Here is a 16,660-nt window from a genome sequence, read left to right on the forward strand (position 1 = left end):
GATGATATCCGATGAACAGTTGGTCAAGGCGATGGCAGATGGCGATGAAGCGGCATTTGAGACGCTTGTCCGGCGCTACCACGCACCGATTCAGGCCTATGCGGAACGAATGCTGCATGACCGGCGTAAAGCGGAGGATACCGTGCAGGAAACGTTTCTTCGGCTAATCCGTCAGATGGAGAAAGGAACCGTTCCAGAACAGGTCCGGCCTTGGCTATACCGTGTAGCCGGCAATTTATGCAAAGATCAGTTCCGCAAGCAGGAAGTGCGCAAGGAGAGTCTTGTCGACGATTTCGTTGAAGAGGCGGTTCGGAACGATGCCGGTGTGTTGCAACTCGTTGAGCGTCAGGAGACGAGGCGCGAACTGCTGCGCGTCATGAACAAGCTGTCCGCTACGCAACGCCAAATCGTCACGCTCCGCTTCTATCACGATTTGAAGCTGCAAGAAATTAGCGACGCGCTCGATATGGGATTAAGCGCGGTGAAAGCAAGCCTGTATTCCGCTCTGCGGAAGCTGAAAACACTGCTGAACCAAGAGGGAGAGCCATCGCCAGACGAGAAGGAGGAAATAGCGCATGGAAAAAGATAAACGGGAGGCTCCTGAACAGGCAGAGATGTTTTCCGGAAACGAAGAGGAATGGTTGGAGCTTGAGCGCGAAGTGCGTCTTGCCATGCCGCCTTACGTCGTATCCTCACCCTTGCCGGATGATACGGATCGGCTGCTGTCCAGCTTAAGGCCGTCGTTCCACAGCTTGGCCGAGAAGAAGCACGCTGCTGAACAGCACCGAGACGCATTTGCCTGGTTAGCATCTGAGCCGCGCAAGGATCCGCGCATGTCGGCGCTCGTCAAGCTGCAGTTGAATCTATATTCGCATTGGTACTGGATTGCCAGTTTTGCTTTATTCGCCATGCTGATTAGTGCGGTCTCGATGAGTCAGATGGGCACAGATCTGGTGAGAGGGGCATTTTCGTACGCGGTACCGTTGTTCATGCTGGCAGGATGGCTGTATGCGGTCCGCCCGCAGGATGAAGGGATGCGGTTGGTAGAAGCAGTCACCCCGTATCCACCGGCACTCATTTGGATGACAAGGACAGTTATCGTGCTTGCTTGCAATCTGCTGCTCGGTATCGCGGGCTCTATCATTGTCTACGCCAGTCTGAATGAACTGCTGTTCTTCCCATTCCTACTCTCGTGGATGGCACCTACCGTATTCGTCTGTGGGCTGCTGACCTACGTTACATTCAGACTGGGGTGGCAAGCGGGGGTAGCGGCATCTGTCATCGGTTGGGCAGTATGGTACGGAGTAAGCGAAGCAATGCTCTACCTCTCTTCACAGCCCAGGTTCGATTATCAAGCTCTAGCGGATTGTCTGGTGTTGGCTGCGGGCGGCATGTTGTTGATGGCGGCGTGGCGGCGTTCCTTGGCTTGTGCGTATGCCGCGGGTGAGGAGGTGCGCCCGGCATGATAGAGCTTAACCAAGTGTATAAAGCGCGGGGAGCGTTCCGGCTCTACGTGGAGAAATTACGATTCAACACGGGGCTGCACCTCATTACCGGTCCGAATGGAGCGGGCAAATCAACGCTGCTGCAAATCATTGCTTCTGCGGACGTGCCGGATAAGGGAACGGTTAGCTGCAACGGCATCCCGTACCAGGAGCGGCTAAGTTACGTGAGGGGGCGAATTGGCTTCGTTCCCGGGGAAGCCATACCGTATGAGGATATGACCGCACTGGCATTTCTCTCTTATATGGGCGGATTGAAAGGCGTGACGGACACGGCCTCCCACCTGAAGTTATTGGAATTATTCGGATTGAAGGGTGAGCGCGCAACCCGGGTGAACCGGCTCTCTCTCGGGTATCAACGCCGTCTTATGCTCGCCCAATCACTGCTCGGGGCTCCCGATATGCTGGTGCTCGACGAACCGCTCACACACGTGGATGGCCCGGAACAGCGGCGTATCATTGCCTTGCTGGCCTTGTATGCGCGTGCAAGGACCGTCATTGTGTCCTCCCACGAGCCCGAAATGTGGGAACCGAATCAGACCGTGGCGTTGAACAACGGCTCTCCCGTCAGCGCCTAAATACTCATCCACTGATGAGATCATATCCATTGGTGGCAGTCATGTTCATAAAAGCCCACGCCCGTCTCGTAGTTCCTCATGCGAGGAATGTCGATGCCGAAGCGCGGGTTTTTGTCATTTGCGCGCAAAGAAAGTCAAAGTTTATTTAAAGAACCCTCTTGCGTGGCAGACGGATGTTGAATTACATTTAAGTAGAGGACGATATTTTTAACCAAATTATGTTGAAATTACGCAACTTTTGTCCTTTTTATACGTCTAATAATACGTCCGTTCTTAATAAACAGACATATAGAGCGGAACAACATGAAAGGATGTAGAGGTGAAGATGCAGAGAGGACAAAAATTAGGTGTAGGGTTGCTACTGATGATGTTATTGTGCGTACTGTTTCCCGACATGGGACAAGCTCAAGCTGCTCCTGAACCGAGCTTGTACCTGAACGGCAATTCCATTAAATTGCCGGAGAAAATCACGATGAGTAATAATTCGGTCATGATTCCGATTCGCGTCGTTTCCGAAGAGTTGGGGTATAAGGTTGGGTGGAACGGGAAGGCGAAGACGGTAACCATATATAACGATAGCAAACGCTTAAACCTGACCGTTAATCAGAAGACGGCCAAAGTGAACGATAAAGAAGTCCAATTGGACGTAACTCCAATCGTCAAAGCAGGCTCAACGCTCGTTCCGCTCCGCTTCGTCGGGCAGAACATGGGGTTGACGGTGGAGTGGGACAAGGATACGAAGTCGGTGTACTTGTTTACAGCAGATGAGTCATCTCCAGACGTCGTTCCGCCGACAGCGGGCACACCTAGCGGTGAAGATGCGAATGGCGGCGGCGGAGACACTTCGTCCGATGGAACGAATCACAACGAGAATTCGGAAGATGCGCATATTACCGATTTTTCATTTATGAACAACCAGTTACATATTGCTTCAGATTACAACGTAAAACCGAAAATTATGACGATGACAGACCCTGATCGTGTCGTTATTGATTTACCGGGAACCATATTCTCGGACACATTTTATGAAAGATTCGGTTTCAGTGATGGCGGTCAAGGGGAAATGTTAATTACAGACTACCCAGATGTGCAGCGAATTCGCTTTGCGATGTTCAGTAACGATCCGAATACCGTTCGTTTTGTTATCGATGCGAATTATGCGCTTCAAGCAGAAGTTGCGACGAATGACCAGGGATTGACGACCATTTCGCTGATTCCAGGCACTGGCAGCGGTGGAGAGCCTGTGAAGCCGACAAAGCCGGACGGCAAATACGCGGTCGTTATCGATGCAGGGCATGGCGATCACGATTCAGGCGCCGTAAGCATCAAGAAACGGTATGAGAAAGATTTCAATTTGGCGCTTTCCTTGAAAGTGAGCGAGTTGCTTCGTCAAGACGATCGGTTCCACGTCGTATTGTCGCGCGAAGACGATACGTTTGTGGAGCTGAGCGATCGAGCTAAAATAGCCAACGATTTGGCAGCGGACTTATTTGTTTCTATCCATGCCAACAGCATTAAAGATAAACCTTCGGTAACCGGTACCGAGACCTATTACTGGCGATCGGCAAGCAAAGCGTTCGCCGACACGATGCACGAGCATCTTGTCGAAGGCACGCAGCTCAAAGACCGAGGGGTGCGCAAGGCCGATCACCATGTCACTCGCGAGACCAAAATGCCGGCCATTCTGCTTGAAGTTGGATATTTGACGAATGAATATGACGAATCCCAACTTTTTGATGAGCAGTTCCAAGCGCGCGTCGCAGAGAACATCGTCAAAGGAATTCAAGACTATTTGGGCTTGCTCTAATTCCGCGGAGATGCAACTTTTTTCACTGCGCTGCGTTATGAACGGTGTAAAGGAGGTCATTAGTGATGACAACACGTAAATGGTGGGGAATTGCCGCTGTCGTATTGTCCATTGCGCTCGTTGCCGGGTGCGGCTCTAAGCCCACCACGAATGCGGGGCAGCCGGAACAGCCAACGACAGAACAACCGACGACGGAACAGCCGCCGACAGATGGGCAGAAAGATAATAAACAAGAACAATCCATACAAGTATATGTCTCTGACGAAGAATTGATGGGATTAAAGACGTATGAGAAGAAGATTCAGTACGCAAATGACGAGGAGAAGTACAAAGCTGTCCTCGAAGCGCTGCAATCTTCCGATAACGACAGCGACATTCCATTGTGGAAGAAAATCGAATTCAAGTCAGTCAAGATGGATAACGAAACGCTTGTCATTGACGTTCATATTCCGGAAGACGGCCATTTGGGAGCGGGCGGAGAGCAGTTTGCGCTTGAGGCGCTAACAAAGACTCTGTTCCAATTCAATGAAGTAAAAGCGATTGACGTTCTAGTAGACGGTGAAGCGGTAGAGAGCCTCATGGGGCATGTTACGCTAGAGCATCCTATTAAGCGCTAATCGGCTAAACGTGTCTATTGAACAACGATTATGATGAATCACTTAAAAATACCTATATTTATTGGAGAACAGGGGCAGGAATTGCCCCTGTTCTTGTCGAAAAAGAACATCTTAACGTAATAACCGTGGAAGGGGATGCACAATGAAATTGAATCACGAAAACCGCATGCGTAAGACAAGAACTATCGGGAGCGCGCTGTTAGCCTTGTCTTTAACGATGACATCATTGCCTATCGCAATGGCTGCGGAATCAGGAACTCCAACAAATAATCAGGTTGCAACCGCGTCCGGTGTCAGCCCAATGTTCAGCGATGTCAAGCTTGGACACTGGGCAGAGAAGCATATACATAAGCTTGCGGCATTAGGAATCCTGAAAGGAAACAACGGGAAGTTCCGTCCTGGTGACGATGTTACACAGCAAGAAGCGATTACGATGGCCATTCGCTTCATGGGACTTGAAGGAGATCTGAATACGACGGAAACGGTTGCGCTGCCGGAAGATTTCAAGGTAGGCAATTACTTCAAGCCTTACGTCGTGCTTGCGTTCCAGAAGGGTCTGCTGGATAAGAAGGAAGAGATGACGAATCCGGATCCGAAGAAGCCTTGGGGCGACGAGAAGGTAACGCGCGAATGGATCACGAAGATTTTGGTGCGCGCGGTCGGCAAAGAAGCAGAAGCGAAGGCACAAAATAAGCCAACCTCATTCGCTGACAACAACAAAATCAGTTCGTCTGCACTCGGCTATGTAAATACGGCGGTTGATTTGCAGATAACGACAGGCATGGCCGGCAACCGTTTTGAACCGCAAGGAAAAGTAACGCGTGATCAACTCGCGACGTTCTTCAGCCGTGGGGATAAGGTTGCGTCGATTCAGCATGCCACGGAAACATACGGATATGCCATGAGCCTGAGCGATCAGGAGATTCGTCTTTATACCGAAGACGGGAAGTCACAGACGTACCGCCGCGACAGCAAGACGACGTACTACAAGGGTGATAGTGAAGAGTCTATCAAGGCAAGCGACATCGCTCTATACACGAAAATCCGTGTTGTTGGAGAAGGGGGCGTAGCTTCCTATGTGGAATTAATCGATGCGCAGCCTAAAGTAGAGACGACGAGCGCCACACTGAAATATGTAGTCGCCAGAGACAATAAAATGTATGTGAAGAGCGACGGAACGGAAGATTTGACGGAGGTTTTCTTCGATAACACGACCGTAATTAAAGATGCAAGCGGCAATGCGATCGAGCCTTCCAAAATGACGACAGACAGCGTGTTGGAAATGAAACGCGAAACGTTCACGACCGAACGCAAAATCATTGAAATTCAAGTGAAGTCCGGTCCTGTGAACAAATCAGGCAAAGGCACGATTGTGTCGGTTGATGCCACCAGCAAGTCGATAACGATTCAACCGGAAAGCGGCGACACTGAGACGTTTACGGTAGCGGATGACGCTATTGTCAGATACAAGGATCAGATTTTTACGAACGGCATTAAGGATTTGAAAGAAAAAGCCGCGATTACATATGTGGTGAAAAACAGCATTGTTCAGTCGATTGAGCTGACTGAATTGGCGGAAATGACGATTACCGGCACATTGTACGAAAAAGGCGCCGCAAAGACTAGCCTGACGGTGAAGAAAGACAACGGCAAGCTGGAAGCAAAAATGTTGGCGCGTGATGTCGAAATCGTCATGGAAGGTATGAAAAACCCGTCCTTCGATGAATTGATTGCCGGAGAGTATGGGGATCGCGTAGAGCTGACGATGAACAGCGAAGATCTCGTATCGCGCATTACGGCGGTCAATCGTAAAGTCGAAATGCTTATCGGCGTCACGATTCTCAACTATGACAAGACGAACAACCTGTTGACGGTTGTCGATGAGAAAAAAGACCCTTACGTATTGAGCCTGAACCATGGCACTCGTTTTGAAAACAATGGGAACCGTGTGTCGCTGGATGATATTGCGAGCGAATTAAGAAACGGCAAACGCAAAGCGAACATTCAATATACGGCTAAAAATGCGATTCTCGTCCAATTCGTTAACAAATTCGAGGGCACGTTCGTATTTGCAAGCACGACCGCCAAGACGGTAACGATGAAGCTTGCCAATGATCAGACAGTGACGCTGCCATTTAAGAACACGACGCTCAGTGTCGAGAAGTACGGCAAGAGCAATATGACGTTGACTGATCTGAACAATGGCGATAAGATTGTCGCTTACTTGACGGACGATCAGATTTCGATCTCCTCGTTGGCTGTTCGCCAAACGGAGCAGTTTGAAGTCGTGTCCCGCGACACTTCCGCTAACCGCATTCGGTTGCGCTCTTCAGGCACGACTATTGAAGAGTTCTATGTCGGCGGCGTACCGGTATATGACTTGAAGGACAATCGCATTAAGCTGGAAGACATTAAAGCAAATGATTTCGTAAATGTCGTATTGGACGGACGTTCCATCGTTGAAGTGCGTCAAGTTCAAGTTACTTACGGACGTGTGGATTCGATCGATACGAACACCGGCGTCTTGACGGTTCGCGACAATGCAGGCGATGTGTCGGTGCATCAGCTCGGCAAAAATGCGCAAATTCAAGTCGATCAGTCTTCTTCGAACCTGAGCGCACTCAAAACGGGAGACCGGGTTGAAGTACGCAAAGATGCGAAAGATTTGCCGGTCGCGAAGCTGGTTAGCGGCACGAAGCGCAGCTATTCACGCTATGATACACAAAATAGTGAGTTGTATGTAAAACGTTCGCTTTCGGAAAATAATTACATTTTCAAAATAACTCCAAATGCGTACATTCACTCCAGTGGTGACAAAATAAACCTCTCTTCCCTGAAAGAGGGCACAGATATTATGCTTTATTTTGTTAACAATCAGGTTGTTGAAATCGAGAAATTGTCTTAAAATACAATTGGGTTGAACGAGCCGTCTCATCCTTAGGGTGAGACGGTTTTTAGATGAAAGGAGTGGGGAAGGGTGGCAACCAGCGCGCGCGTACGCCGAATATTGGATACGATAGCGGAAATGTTTCCTGACGCGCATTGCGAGTTACATCATGCAAATCCGTTCGAATTAACGATTGCGGTTCTCTTATCTGCTCAATGCACGGATGAGACTGTGAACAAAGTGACGGCAACGTTATTTGAGAAATATAAAAAGCCGGAAGATTATATAGCTGTTCCACTGGAAGAATTGGAATCGGATATACGGCGCATCGGATTGTTTCGGAACAAAGCTAAAAATATTCAAAAGCTTTGTCAGATGCTGATTGACAAATACAATGGCGAAGTGCCGCAAGAGCATGAGTTGTTGACAGAGCTGCCGGGGGTCGGACGGAAGACGGCGAATGTCGTCGTATCCAACGCGTTTGGCGTACCTGCGATGGCGGTGGACACGCATGTTGAGCGGGTCTCGAAACGGCTGAAGCTGGCAGATGAGACTGACAGCGTGTTGGAAGTCGAGAAGAAGTTGATGCGTAAAGTGCCACGGGAAGAGTGGACAATTACGCATCATCGGTTAATCTTTTTTGGACGTTATCATTGCAAAGCGCAATCTCCGCGGTGCGAAATTTGCCCGCTGATCGATTGCTGTCGAGTGGGGAAAGCACGTATGAAAGCGACCAAACCGAGAAAGACTGGAAAATAAATGAATACGGATGGGAGTCGGTCGTGATGAAATGCATTTCGGTTTATACGAATGATTTTGAACAGTTCTCTGATATTTATGAAAAGGTGCTTCAAACTCCTCTTCAAGATGACGAGGAGCGGGAAATTGACGGCATAACGATATATGGAGCAGGTGAAGTGCCCGAGCAATATGTAGAACGGATGCGGCAGAAGCGGGATGTCGTAGTCATGCGCGTCAAGGATCAAGACATAACGATATTGCAGCACGGAGAACAGTTCGAAATCATTCTCCCCGAACAGCAAAATATGGTACACTAGAAACCGAGTCAAAGGCAAAAAGAGGAAGCCGATTGACTCGGTTTTTTCTATATATATTTATGGTCACCGGGGGATGCAATGATGGTAAAAACGAATCACGAGCAATGGAGAACAGCAGCCGCAGCTGCAGTGGACAGCGCAGATTCGCTTACAGTCTGGTTGCAGGAAAACGCAAGCTCCATGGAACAGACTGGCGATATGCTGCAGAGCGCCAAGATGCGTGAACTGCTTGCGAAATGGCAGGAACAAACGTTAATGATGACTTTTTGCGGGCATTTCTCCGCAGGGAAATCGACCGTTATCAATCGGTTGTGCGGCAGAGATTTACTGCCGTCGAGTCCTATACCGACCAGCGCCAATGTCGTGACCGTACGCTACGGTGACAGTCGCGCCGAGGTTATCCGCCGGAACGCAGCGGGCGAGGCTCAATCTGCCGAAACGGTTCCGCTTGAGCAGTTGGCTGAAGTATGCCGCGATGGCGAAACGGTAGAACGTGTCATCATATACGATGCCGTGGATTGGCTGAAGAACGGAGTCGCCCTGCTGGATACGCCTGGAGTGGATTCCACGGACGAATCACACCGGGCGGCCACGGAAGCTGCCATGCACTTGGCTGATGTCGTATTTTATGTGACGGATTACAATCACGTCCAATCTGAATATAACTTCGCCTTCGCCAAGGAAGTGGCGGATGCGGGCAAGCCGCTCGTATGGATCGTCAATCAAATCGATAAGCATCGGGAGCAGGAGCTTACGTTCGTCGCGTATCAAGACGATGTAAGCCGCGCTCTGGAAGCGTGGCAGCTGCATCCGGCTGCCGTCTTCTTTGTAACGTTAAAGGAGCCGAACCATCCGCACAATGAATGGAAGGCGCTCGAGCGTTATTTGCGGCAGAGCGTTCAAGACCGCGAGCGGCTTATCAGGTATGGCGTAGAGCAGGCTGCTCGTGAATTAATCGAAGCGCATGCGAAGCAATTGGCGGAGCCGCTTGAACAGGAGCGGCAATTATGGGTGGAGCAGGCGGGCGGCTCAGAAGCAGTTGCAGGCTTGCGTGAAGAGCATGCTCGTCTGACAGCACAGCTGGATGAAGCGGATCGGCAGGCAGAAGCAATAAAGTCGTCGTTTCAGACGGCTGTGCAGAAGCTGTTGCGCGACGCGAACCTTACGCCGGCAGTAACGCGCGATATGGCGCAGACATACTTGGAGACGCTGAAGCCTGGATTTAAGGTCGGGCTGTTTTTTACAGCCGCCAAGACCGCCGCCGAGCGGGAGCGTCGGCTGCAAGCCTTTGGAGCCTTGTGGAAGGAAGGCTTGCGCGCGAATGCGGAGGTGCACGTTATCCAGCTGTTAAGGGAGCTGGCTCGTCAAGCGGGAGCGGAAGAGCTGTCAGCGCAAGCGGAGATGGAAGCTGCCCTGCCGCAGCTGGATGAAGCATGGCTGCAACAGGAGGTTCAGCCTGGCGCGTGGGGGACGGCGGAGTATACGCTAACCTATAGCCGCGCCATCAGTGATGAAGCGAAGGCGCTCCTGCGCCGGGTAGTGATGAAGCAGGCGGAGCCATACTTGTACGCGCTCGGTATGCAGTATGGCTCACAAGCAGACGAGCTGCGGAAGAGAACAGCGAAGCTGGACGCTGAGTTAGAGACGGATAGCCGCATCACAGCTCGCGAGCGTGAACTTCGAGGCAGAGCAGAGCAAATGCTGCGCTCATGGGAAGCTGTTCAAGCAAGCGATGTGTCCGCGTGCGGATTGGCTGCTCTGCTGCCGGTACCCAAGCATGTTGAGGCAGAAGGGGACGACCTGCTCCTTAGACAGCCTGACACGACGTCTGACGAGCGCGTGACTGGTTCAGGTATATCTTCTCCTGAACCGATGAACCTGGCGCCAGCGAGCGGCGCCAACGCGCCGACGCATTTGCCGGAATCAGACTGCGCATCGCGTCATGCAGCGGATGCAAGCCGTGCCCGCCGCAGATTGCTGGAAGCCGCGACGCGGCTCAAGCAGGCGGCGGACGCGCTCGAACGGCTTCCTGCCGTGAAGCCGCTTGCGCAGGGCTTGCGCGACAAGGCGGAGCGGCTCGGCACGAACCGCTTCACCGTCGCGTTGTTCGGGGCGTTCAGCGCTGGCAAGTCCTCCTTCGCGAACGCCCTGATGGGCCGAGACGCCTTGCCGGTCTCGCCCAATCCAACGACCGCCGCCATCAATACGATTGCGGCGCCGACAGACGCGCACCCGCATGACACGGCGCGCGTCACAATGAAGAGCGAAGCGAAGATGCTGGCTGATCTTCGCTTCGCGCTGGAAAGCATGGGCGAGGCTAATACGTCTACCATGAGCATGGAGAAGGCGCTCATAGCCATCGACCGCTATCGCCCGGATACACTGCATCCGTCAGGCCGCCCGCATTACAGCTTCATTCAGGCGGTGAAGAGAGGCTACGAGGGCGCACGGCAGCATTTCGGCGAATCCCTGCACGTTAGCGCGGAGGAATATCGTGAGTACGTCAGAGAGGAATGGAAGTCCGCCTTCGTGGAACGGATTGATTTGTTTATCGACAGCCCCTTAACGGAACAAGGCTTCGTGTTCGTCGATACACCAGGAGCGGATTCCATTAACGCCCGCCATACCGGAGTAGCCTTTGAGTATATGAAGAATGCGGACGTCATTTTGTTCGTCACCTATTACAACCATGCTTTCTCGCAGGCGGACCGTCAATTTTTGACTCAGCTCGGGCGGGTGAAGGATGCGTTTGAACTGGATAAAATGTTCTTTGTCGTGAACGCGGCTGACCTCGCTGCTTCTGATGAAGAATTGAACAGCGTCATGGAATATGTGAGCGGGCGTTTGCTTGAGTTCGGTATCCGGGAGCCGCGCTTGTTCCCGGTGTCGAGCCTGCAGGCGTTAGATGCGAAGCTGAGCGGGCTAACCGGTCCGTTGGCTCAGTCCGGAATTGCCGACTTCGAGGAGGCCTTCATGCGATTTGCTTCCGAGGAGCTAGCAACGCTCAGCGTCGATGCGGCACTGAACGATATACGAAGAGTGGATTCTCAACTCAAAGCTATGTGGGATGCTGCGCATGCGAATGCATCCGAGAGGGCGAAGCAGACGGAGCGTATCCGGTCTTCAGAAGCCGAATCGATCAGGCGGTGCGATGAATGGCTGCGGCGGGATGAACGAAAGCGCATCGAGCAGGAAGCGGATGAGCTGCTGTACCATGTCAGACAGCGGCTGCAATATCGTTTCAACGACGGATTCGCTTATGCGTTCAACCCGGCCTCCTTGCGCAAGGATGAACAGAACATTGATACGGCTTTGGAGCGGTGTTACTTGGAATGGTCCCGTACGTTTATGAAGGAACTGACGAATGAGCTGTACGCGACGACGTTAAGACTGGAACAATCCGCGAAGCGGCTTGCGGTAAGCTATCGTATGCAGCTGGCTGGCAAGGTGGAGGAATACTTGCCGGGCTTTGCTGTGACCGCCGAATCGTTGCCGTCTTGGCCAACGCCGGATGTAACGGAAGGGGACTGGCTGAAGGACATGACGACACGTTGGCTCCGCAGCTTCTTCCGCAACAGCAAATCATTCTTTGAAGGCGGGGGACGCGATGGGCTGAGGCAAGCGCTTGAGGAACGTGCTCTGCAAGCCGTAACATCAGCTATTCAGGAACACCGGGAGCGGTTCGTAGAGCATATTGCGTACCATCTCACGGACACTGTCCGAGTGCTCCATTCCGAGCTTGCTGATGCGGTGCACGTGCATGCCGACCGATTGGCGGATGCTTCCCGAACCGATTACGATCCGGAGCCGCTGCGCGCCGTCATGAAGGCAATAGAACGGACATTATCATGAGATGAATTGTTGTAGTTTCTATATCAAATCAGCATCAATGTTCCTTAGAAGCTTGCCCTGTACTAAGCAGGGTAAGCTTTCTTTTGTGGATAGGGGTTAGGATTAAAGGAAAACCGACGATTTAAAAGAAACGATTGGATTCGTTCCAAGTAATCTCGATTTAAGGAGGGATAGTCGATATTATGACGAAATTGCCGTTTTGCCGTTGAATATGCCTGATGATAAACTGCATTACATCTCACGAAGAACGAATAATGGGGAGGAGAAGTCCAATGAACGTCTTCAAGCAGCTCGGCTCGTTTTATTGGCCGAAGAGAGGCCTGCTGTTCGCATCGGTGTTCTGCTTAATGGTCGCGACCGCGCTTGGATTGGTATATCCCAATCTGCTGCGCATCTTAATCGACGACGTTATAGCAGAAAATCGGTTCGAATGGGTGCCTTGGCTGGCGTTAACGGTTATTATCGTTGTCAGCGTAAAAGGCACCCTACAATTTTTGCACGGTTTCTTCGGCGGGCGCCTTGGAAACCACGTTGCGTACGAAATGCGCAACGCGTGTTACCGTAAGCTGCAATTTTTGTCGTTCCGCTATTACGACAAAGCGAGGACGGGCGATTTAATGTCTCGTTTGACCGCGGATTTAGAAGCGATCCGCAATTTTGTCGGATTTGGGTTTGCGCAAATATTAAATATGGTGCTGATGGTAGTCTTTGGTGCTGCCATGATGTTTTCCATAGACTGGCAGTTAACGCTAACTACGCTCGTATCAATTCCACTTCTCGTATTTGTTGCGATGCGGTTCGAATCGAAAATTCATCCCGCGTTTCGCGAAATGCGAATTACCTTCAGCCAGCTGACGACAGCGGTACAAGAGAATATTACCGGGGTGCGTACGGTAAAATCGTTTGCGCGCGAGAACTTTGAGGTGGAGAAGTTCTCCTCGCGCAACGAGGCATACAAAGATAATCAGATTTTCGCTGCCACGTTGTGGGGCCGCTACTTTCCGATTATGGAAATGCTCGCTTGCTTCTGCATCGTGCTGCTGCTTGCTATGGGCGGAACGAAAGTAATCAACGGTTCGCTGACGCTGGGCGAGCTGGTTGCTTTCTTTAGCATGATATGGTACATTATCGGACCGATGTGGGGGATTGGGTTCCACATTAATAACTATACGCAGTCGAAGGCTTCTGGTGAACGTGTGTTGGAACTGCTGGAGACTCAGGTTGATATCGAGACCCGATCGAACCCTATTATGCTGGAAGACGATAAGGTTCAAGGCCATGTGAAATTTGAGGACGTCACCTTCCGCTATGAAGGAGAGGTTGACGCGGTCAGTCATATTACGTTAGACGCCACACCAGGCAAAGTTATTGGATTGCTTGGCGGTACAGGCTCCGGTAAGTCAACCGTCATTCAACTTCTGATGCGGGCTTATGATGTGAAGCAAGGAAAAATTACGCTAGACGGTCACGATATCCGCAACATTGATTTAAATAGCTTGCGCAGCCAGATGGCGACCGTATTTCAGGAAACGTTCCTGTTCTCATCATCGATTTATAACAATATCGCATACGGCCGCGATGATGTGACAATGGACGATGTCATTCGTGTAGCGAAGCTGGCGAAGGCGCACGAATTCATTATGGAACTGCCATTAGGCTACGATACGATTGTCGGAGAACGCGGCATGGGGTTGTCGGGAGGCCAGAAACAGCGGATTGCTATCGCGCGGGCACTCTTGAAAGATCCGAAGATTCTTATTTTGGATGATGCGACCAGCGCCGTAGATATGGAGACCGAGCATGAAATTCAAGCCGGCTTCAAGGAGGTCATGAGAGGACGCACCGTTTTCATTATTGCACACCGTATTTCGTCCTTGCGCCATGCCGACGAGATTATCGTGCTGGAACAAGGCCGTATCGTACAGCGCGGCAAGCACGAGCAGCTCATTCAAGAGCCGGGAACGTATCAAGATGTATTCTATATTCAATACGCAGACAAACTCGAAGGGCAGTCTGAGTCGACGAGAGAGCAGGTGAGAGCATGAGTGGAGGAAACCCATCCGCGGCTGCCGAGCGAAGGTCTGCAGGCCATGGAAGCGTTAACTCTGACGCTGCGGCCGATACAACGAAACGTTCACGCTTCGTCTATCAAGATGATGACGTCATCGAGAAGCCGTTTAACTGGGCGCAGATGCGGCGGCTGCTCGTCTACATGAAGCCGTATAAACGGCAGTTGCTCCCGGTTCTGATCGTGATGATGGTGCTTGGGACAATAACGAAGCTGGCAATACCTTTTCTCATCAGTTATGCGATTGACCACGCCATTCAACCGGCGGACGGCAATCCTTCTCTGCGACTGCTTTATATCATCGCAGGTACCGCACTCGGACTGTATATTATACAGTGGGGGGCAAACACGTTCCGCATCAAATTTATGAACGTAATCGGACAGCGCATCATTTACGATTTGCGCGCCGACTTGTTCAAGCACATTCAGAAGCTGTCCTTTCACTTCTATGACAAACGGCCGGCAGGTTCCGTGCTCGTCCGGGTGACGAATGATGTCAACTCCTTGCAGGAACTGTTTACGAACGGGGCCGTCAATACATTGGTCGATTGTATGCAATTGCTCGGTATTATCATTATTTTATTGTTCTTGAATGTTCAACTCGCGGTGGCGGTTATGATTACCGTGCCGATTATGTTTCTTGTATCGACGAAGCTGCGGAAGCGTATCCGTTTCGCTTGGCAGGATGTGCGGATCAAGCAGTCGCGCATCAATTCGCACTTAAACGAGGCGATTCAAGGTATTCGTGTTACGCAAGCATACACACAAGAGCAAGCGAACATGGATTACTTCGATCACATGAATAGTGTGAACAAGAAATCGTGGGACCGTGCATCCGCGTTGAACCAAACATTCGGTCCGGTCATCGAAATTACGAGCGCCATTGGGGCATTCGTATTGTTCATGTACGGCTCTCATCTCATTCAAAGCGATGTAATTACCGTCGGCGTGCTATTCGCCTTCGCTCAGTACGTTGGAAACTTCTGGGAACCAATTAACCGACTAGGTCAGATGTATTCACAGATGCTCATCGCGATGGCGTCTTCCGAGCGGATTTTCGAGTTCATGGACGAACAGCCGTCCGTAGGCGAAGAGGATCATGCGATGCAGCTGCCGCCGGTTCATGGTGATGTCGCATTCGAGAACATTCTATTCGAATATGAGAAGGGACGTCCAGCGCTGCGCGGCATTTCCTTGTCGGCTCAGGCGGGACAATCGATTGCACTCGTAGGACATACAGGATCGGGGAAGAGCACGATTATTAACTTGCTTTGCCGCTTCTATGACCCGACGGAAGGCCGGGTTGCAATTGACGGCTTTGACATACGGAATGTAACGCTGGAAAGCTTGCGTTCCCAGATTGGGATCGTGCTGCAGGATACGTTCATCTTCTCCGGAACGATTCGCGATAATATCCGCTTCGGACGTTTGGATGCGACGGACACGGAAGTCGAGGAGGCCGCGAAAGCCGTCTTCGCACACGATTTTATCGTAAATCTGAAAGACGGTTACGATACGGAAGTACAGGAGCGCGGGAACGTTCTCTCTATGGGGCAACGCCAGTTGATCTCGTTCGCGCGCGCATTGCTTGCGAACCCTCGCATTCTCATACTGGATGAGGCGACGGCGAGCATTGATACCGAGACAGAACTTAAGATTCAGGAAGCGCTGAAGACGCTCCTGGAAGGGCGCACATCATTCATTATTGCTCACCGCTTGTCGACGATCCGGGGCTGCGACAATATCGTCGTTCTGGATCACGGTGTCATTCAAGAGCAGGGCACGCACGAGCAGTTGATGCGCATGCGCGGTACGTACTACGGACTTGTAGCAGCACAATATAAATATATGTAGGCCTGCGCCACTGGGTTCATCAAGGCAGACTGACGAAGTAATTCGGCAGTCTGCCTTTTTAGTTAAAAGGTTAGCAGTAGCCTAATCCTATCATGGGCCTTTCTCGTTTCCGTTACTTTACATTGATCCAATCTCCCCATCGCTCAGAAAGCGCCGCGTGCTGTATTGCCGACATACTTCCTGAGATATAATGAACAGTCATCGTGACATTGATTCGGCCGTGGATGAATCGCTGCTCTTGTATGTTCGATGACGTCCCTTATGCACACGATACGACTCGAGGAGTGGACTAACATCGATATCCTTTGTTTCTCCCCTTATGACGACACTCTCCCATTCACTCAGAGAAAGAGCGCTACCGCTACACCAAACAAACTCTGTGGGTGTACCATCCTTACACAGAGAGAGCCCCTGCTACACCAAACAAACTCTGTGGG

11 protein-coding genes are annotated in these 16,660 nt (G+C 51.2%); all 11 read left to right on the top strand.

Annotated elements, in window-relative coordinates; all coding sequences use genetic code 11:
• Position 1: 1 nt before the first annotated feature.
• Positions 2-589: an RNA polymerase sigma factor gene (locus A372_RS0116165; RefSeq protein ID WP_019421918.1), complete on the top strand. Its 588-nt coding sequence runs from the start codon at positions 2-4 to the stop codon at positions 587-589.
• Entirely contained in the window at positions 576-1,466 is an 891-nt protein-coding gene (locus A372_RS0116170) for a hypothetical protein (protein ID WP_019421919.1), read from the top strand. Before A372_RS0116165 ends, A372_RS0116170 begins: the two co-directional genes overlap by 14 nt.
• Positions 1,463-2,080, top strand: coding sequence for an ATP-binding cassette domain-containing protein (locus A372_RS0116175; protein WP_019421920.1), 618 nt, complete (start codon positions 1,463-1,465; stop codon positions 2,078-2,080). Before A372_RS0116170 ends, A372_RS0116175 begins: the two co-directional genes overlap by 4 nt.
• A 325-nt stretch (positions 2,081-2,405) precedes the next feature.
• The gene (locus A372_RS0116180) at positions 2,406-3,887 is read left to right on the top strand and encodes an N-acetylmuramoyl-L-alanine amidase family protein (protein WP_019421921.1); all 1,482 of its coding nucleotides are present in this window, start codon (positions 2,406-2,408) and stop codon (positions 3,885-3,887) included.
• A 65-nt stretch (positions 3,888-3,952) separates the two neighbouring features.
• Positions 3,953-4,504, top strand: coding sequence for a GerMN domain-containing protein (locus tag A372_RS0116185; protein ID WP_019421922.1), 552 nt, complete (start codon positions 3,953-3,955; stop codon positions 4,502-4,504).
• 142 nt (positions 4,505-4,646) lie between these two features.
• Positions 4,647-7,409: an S-layer homology domain-containing protein gene (locus A372_RS0116190; protein WP_019421923.1), complete on the top strand. Its 2,763-nt coding sequence runs from the start codon at positions 4,647-4,649 to the stop codon at positions 7,407-7,409.
• A 72-nt stretch (positions 7,410-7,481) separates the two neighbouring features.
• Positions 7,482-8,150 carry an endonuclease III gene (gene nth / locus A372_RS0116195; protein WP_019421924.1) on the top strand — a complete coding sequence of 223 codons (669 nt, stop codon included), beginning with the start codon at positions 7,482-7,484 and terminating at the stop codon, positions 8,148-8,150.
• Positions 8,151-8,176: 26 nt separating this feature from the next.
• Positions 8,177-8,449, top strand: a complete 273-nt coding sequence (locus A372_RS0116200) for a hypothetical protein (RefSeq protein WP_019421925.1) — start codon at positions 8,177-8,179, stop codon at positions 8,447-8,449.
• A 78-nt stretch (positions 8,450-8,527) separates the two neighbouring features.
• Positions 8,528-12,301 carry a dynamin family protein gene (locus tag A372_RS0116205; RefSeq protein WP_237728543.1) on the top strand — a complete coding sequence of 1,258 codons (3,774 nt, stop codon included), beginning with the start codon at positions 8,528-8,530 and terminating at the stop codon, positions 12,299-12,301.
• A gap of 272 nt (positions 12,302-12,573) precedes the next feature.
• Positions 12,574-14,346, top strand: a complete 1,773-nt coding sequence (locus A372_RS0116210) for an ABC transporter ATP-binding protein (RefSeq protein ID WP_019421927.1) — start codon at positions 12,574-12,576, stop codon at positions 14,344-14,346.
• Entirely contained in the window at positions 14,343-16,223 is a 1,881-nt protein-coding gene (locus A372_RS0116215) for an ABC transporter ATP-binding protein (RefSeq protein ID WP_019421928.1), read from the top strand. Before A372_RS0116210 ends, A372_RS0116215 begins: the two co-directional genes overlap by 4 nt.
• Positions 16,224-16,660: the final 437 nt, after the last annotated feature.

It is taken from the genome of Paenibacillus sp. OSY-SE, from assembly GCF_000283315.1.
Lineage (GTDB): Bacteria > Bacillota > Bacilli > Paenibacillales > Paenibacillaceae > Paenibacillus_B > Paenibacillus_B profundus.

What these genes read in the sequence shown, in the direction of transcription:
- A372_RS0116215 (WP_019421928.1), top strand. Translation starts at nt 14,343, where the DNA reads ATGAGTGGAGGAAACCCATCCGCGGCTGCCGAGCGAAGGTCTGCAGGC.
- A372_RS0116175 (WP_019421920.1), top strand. Translation starts at nt 1,463, where the DNA reads ATGATAGAGCTTAACCAAGTGTATAAAGCGCGGGGAGCGTTCCGGCTC.
- A372_RS0116165 (WP_019421918.1), top strand. Translation starts at nt 2, where the DNA reads ATGATATCCGATGAACAGTTGGTCAAGGCGATGGCAGATGGCGATGAA.
- A372_RS0116200 (WP_019421925.1), top strand. Translation starts at nt 8,177, where the DNA reads ATGAAATGCATTTCGGTTTATACGAATGATTTTGAACAGTTCTCTGAT.
- A372_RS0116180 (WP_019421921.1), top strand. Translation starts at nt 2,406, where the DNA reads ATGCAGAGAGGACAAAAATTAGGTGTAGGGTTGCTACTGATGATGTTA.
- A372_RS0116190 (WP_019421923.1), top strand. Translation starts at nt 4,647, where the DNA reads ATGAAATTGAATCACGAAAACCGCATGCGTAAGACAAGAACTATCGGG.
- A372_RS0116210 (WP_019421927.1), top strand. Translation starts at nt 12,574, where the DNA reads ATGAACGTCTTCAAGCAGCTCGGCTCGTTTTATTGGCCGAAGAGAGGC.
- A372_RS0116205 (WP_237728543.1), top strand. Translation starts at nt 8,528, where the DNA reads ATGATGGTAAAAACGAATCACGAGCAATGGAGAACAGCAGCCGCAGCT.
- A372_RS0116170 (WP_019421919.1), top strand. Translation starts at nt 576, where the DNA reads ATGGAAAAAGATAAACGGGAGGCTCCTGAACAGGCAGAGATGTTTTCC.
- A372_RS0116185 (WP_019421922.1), top strand. Translation starts at nt 3,953, where the DNA reads ATGACAACACGTAAATGGTGGGGAATTGCCGCTGTCGTATTGTCCATT.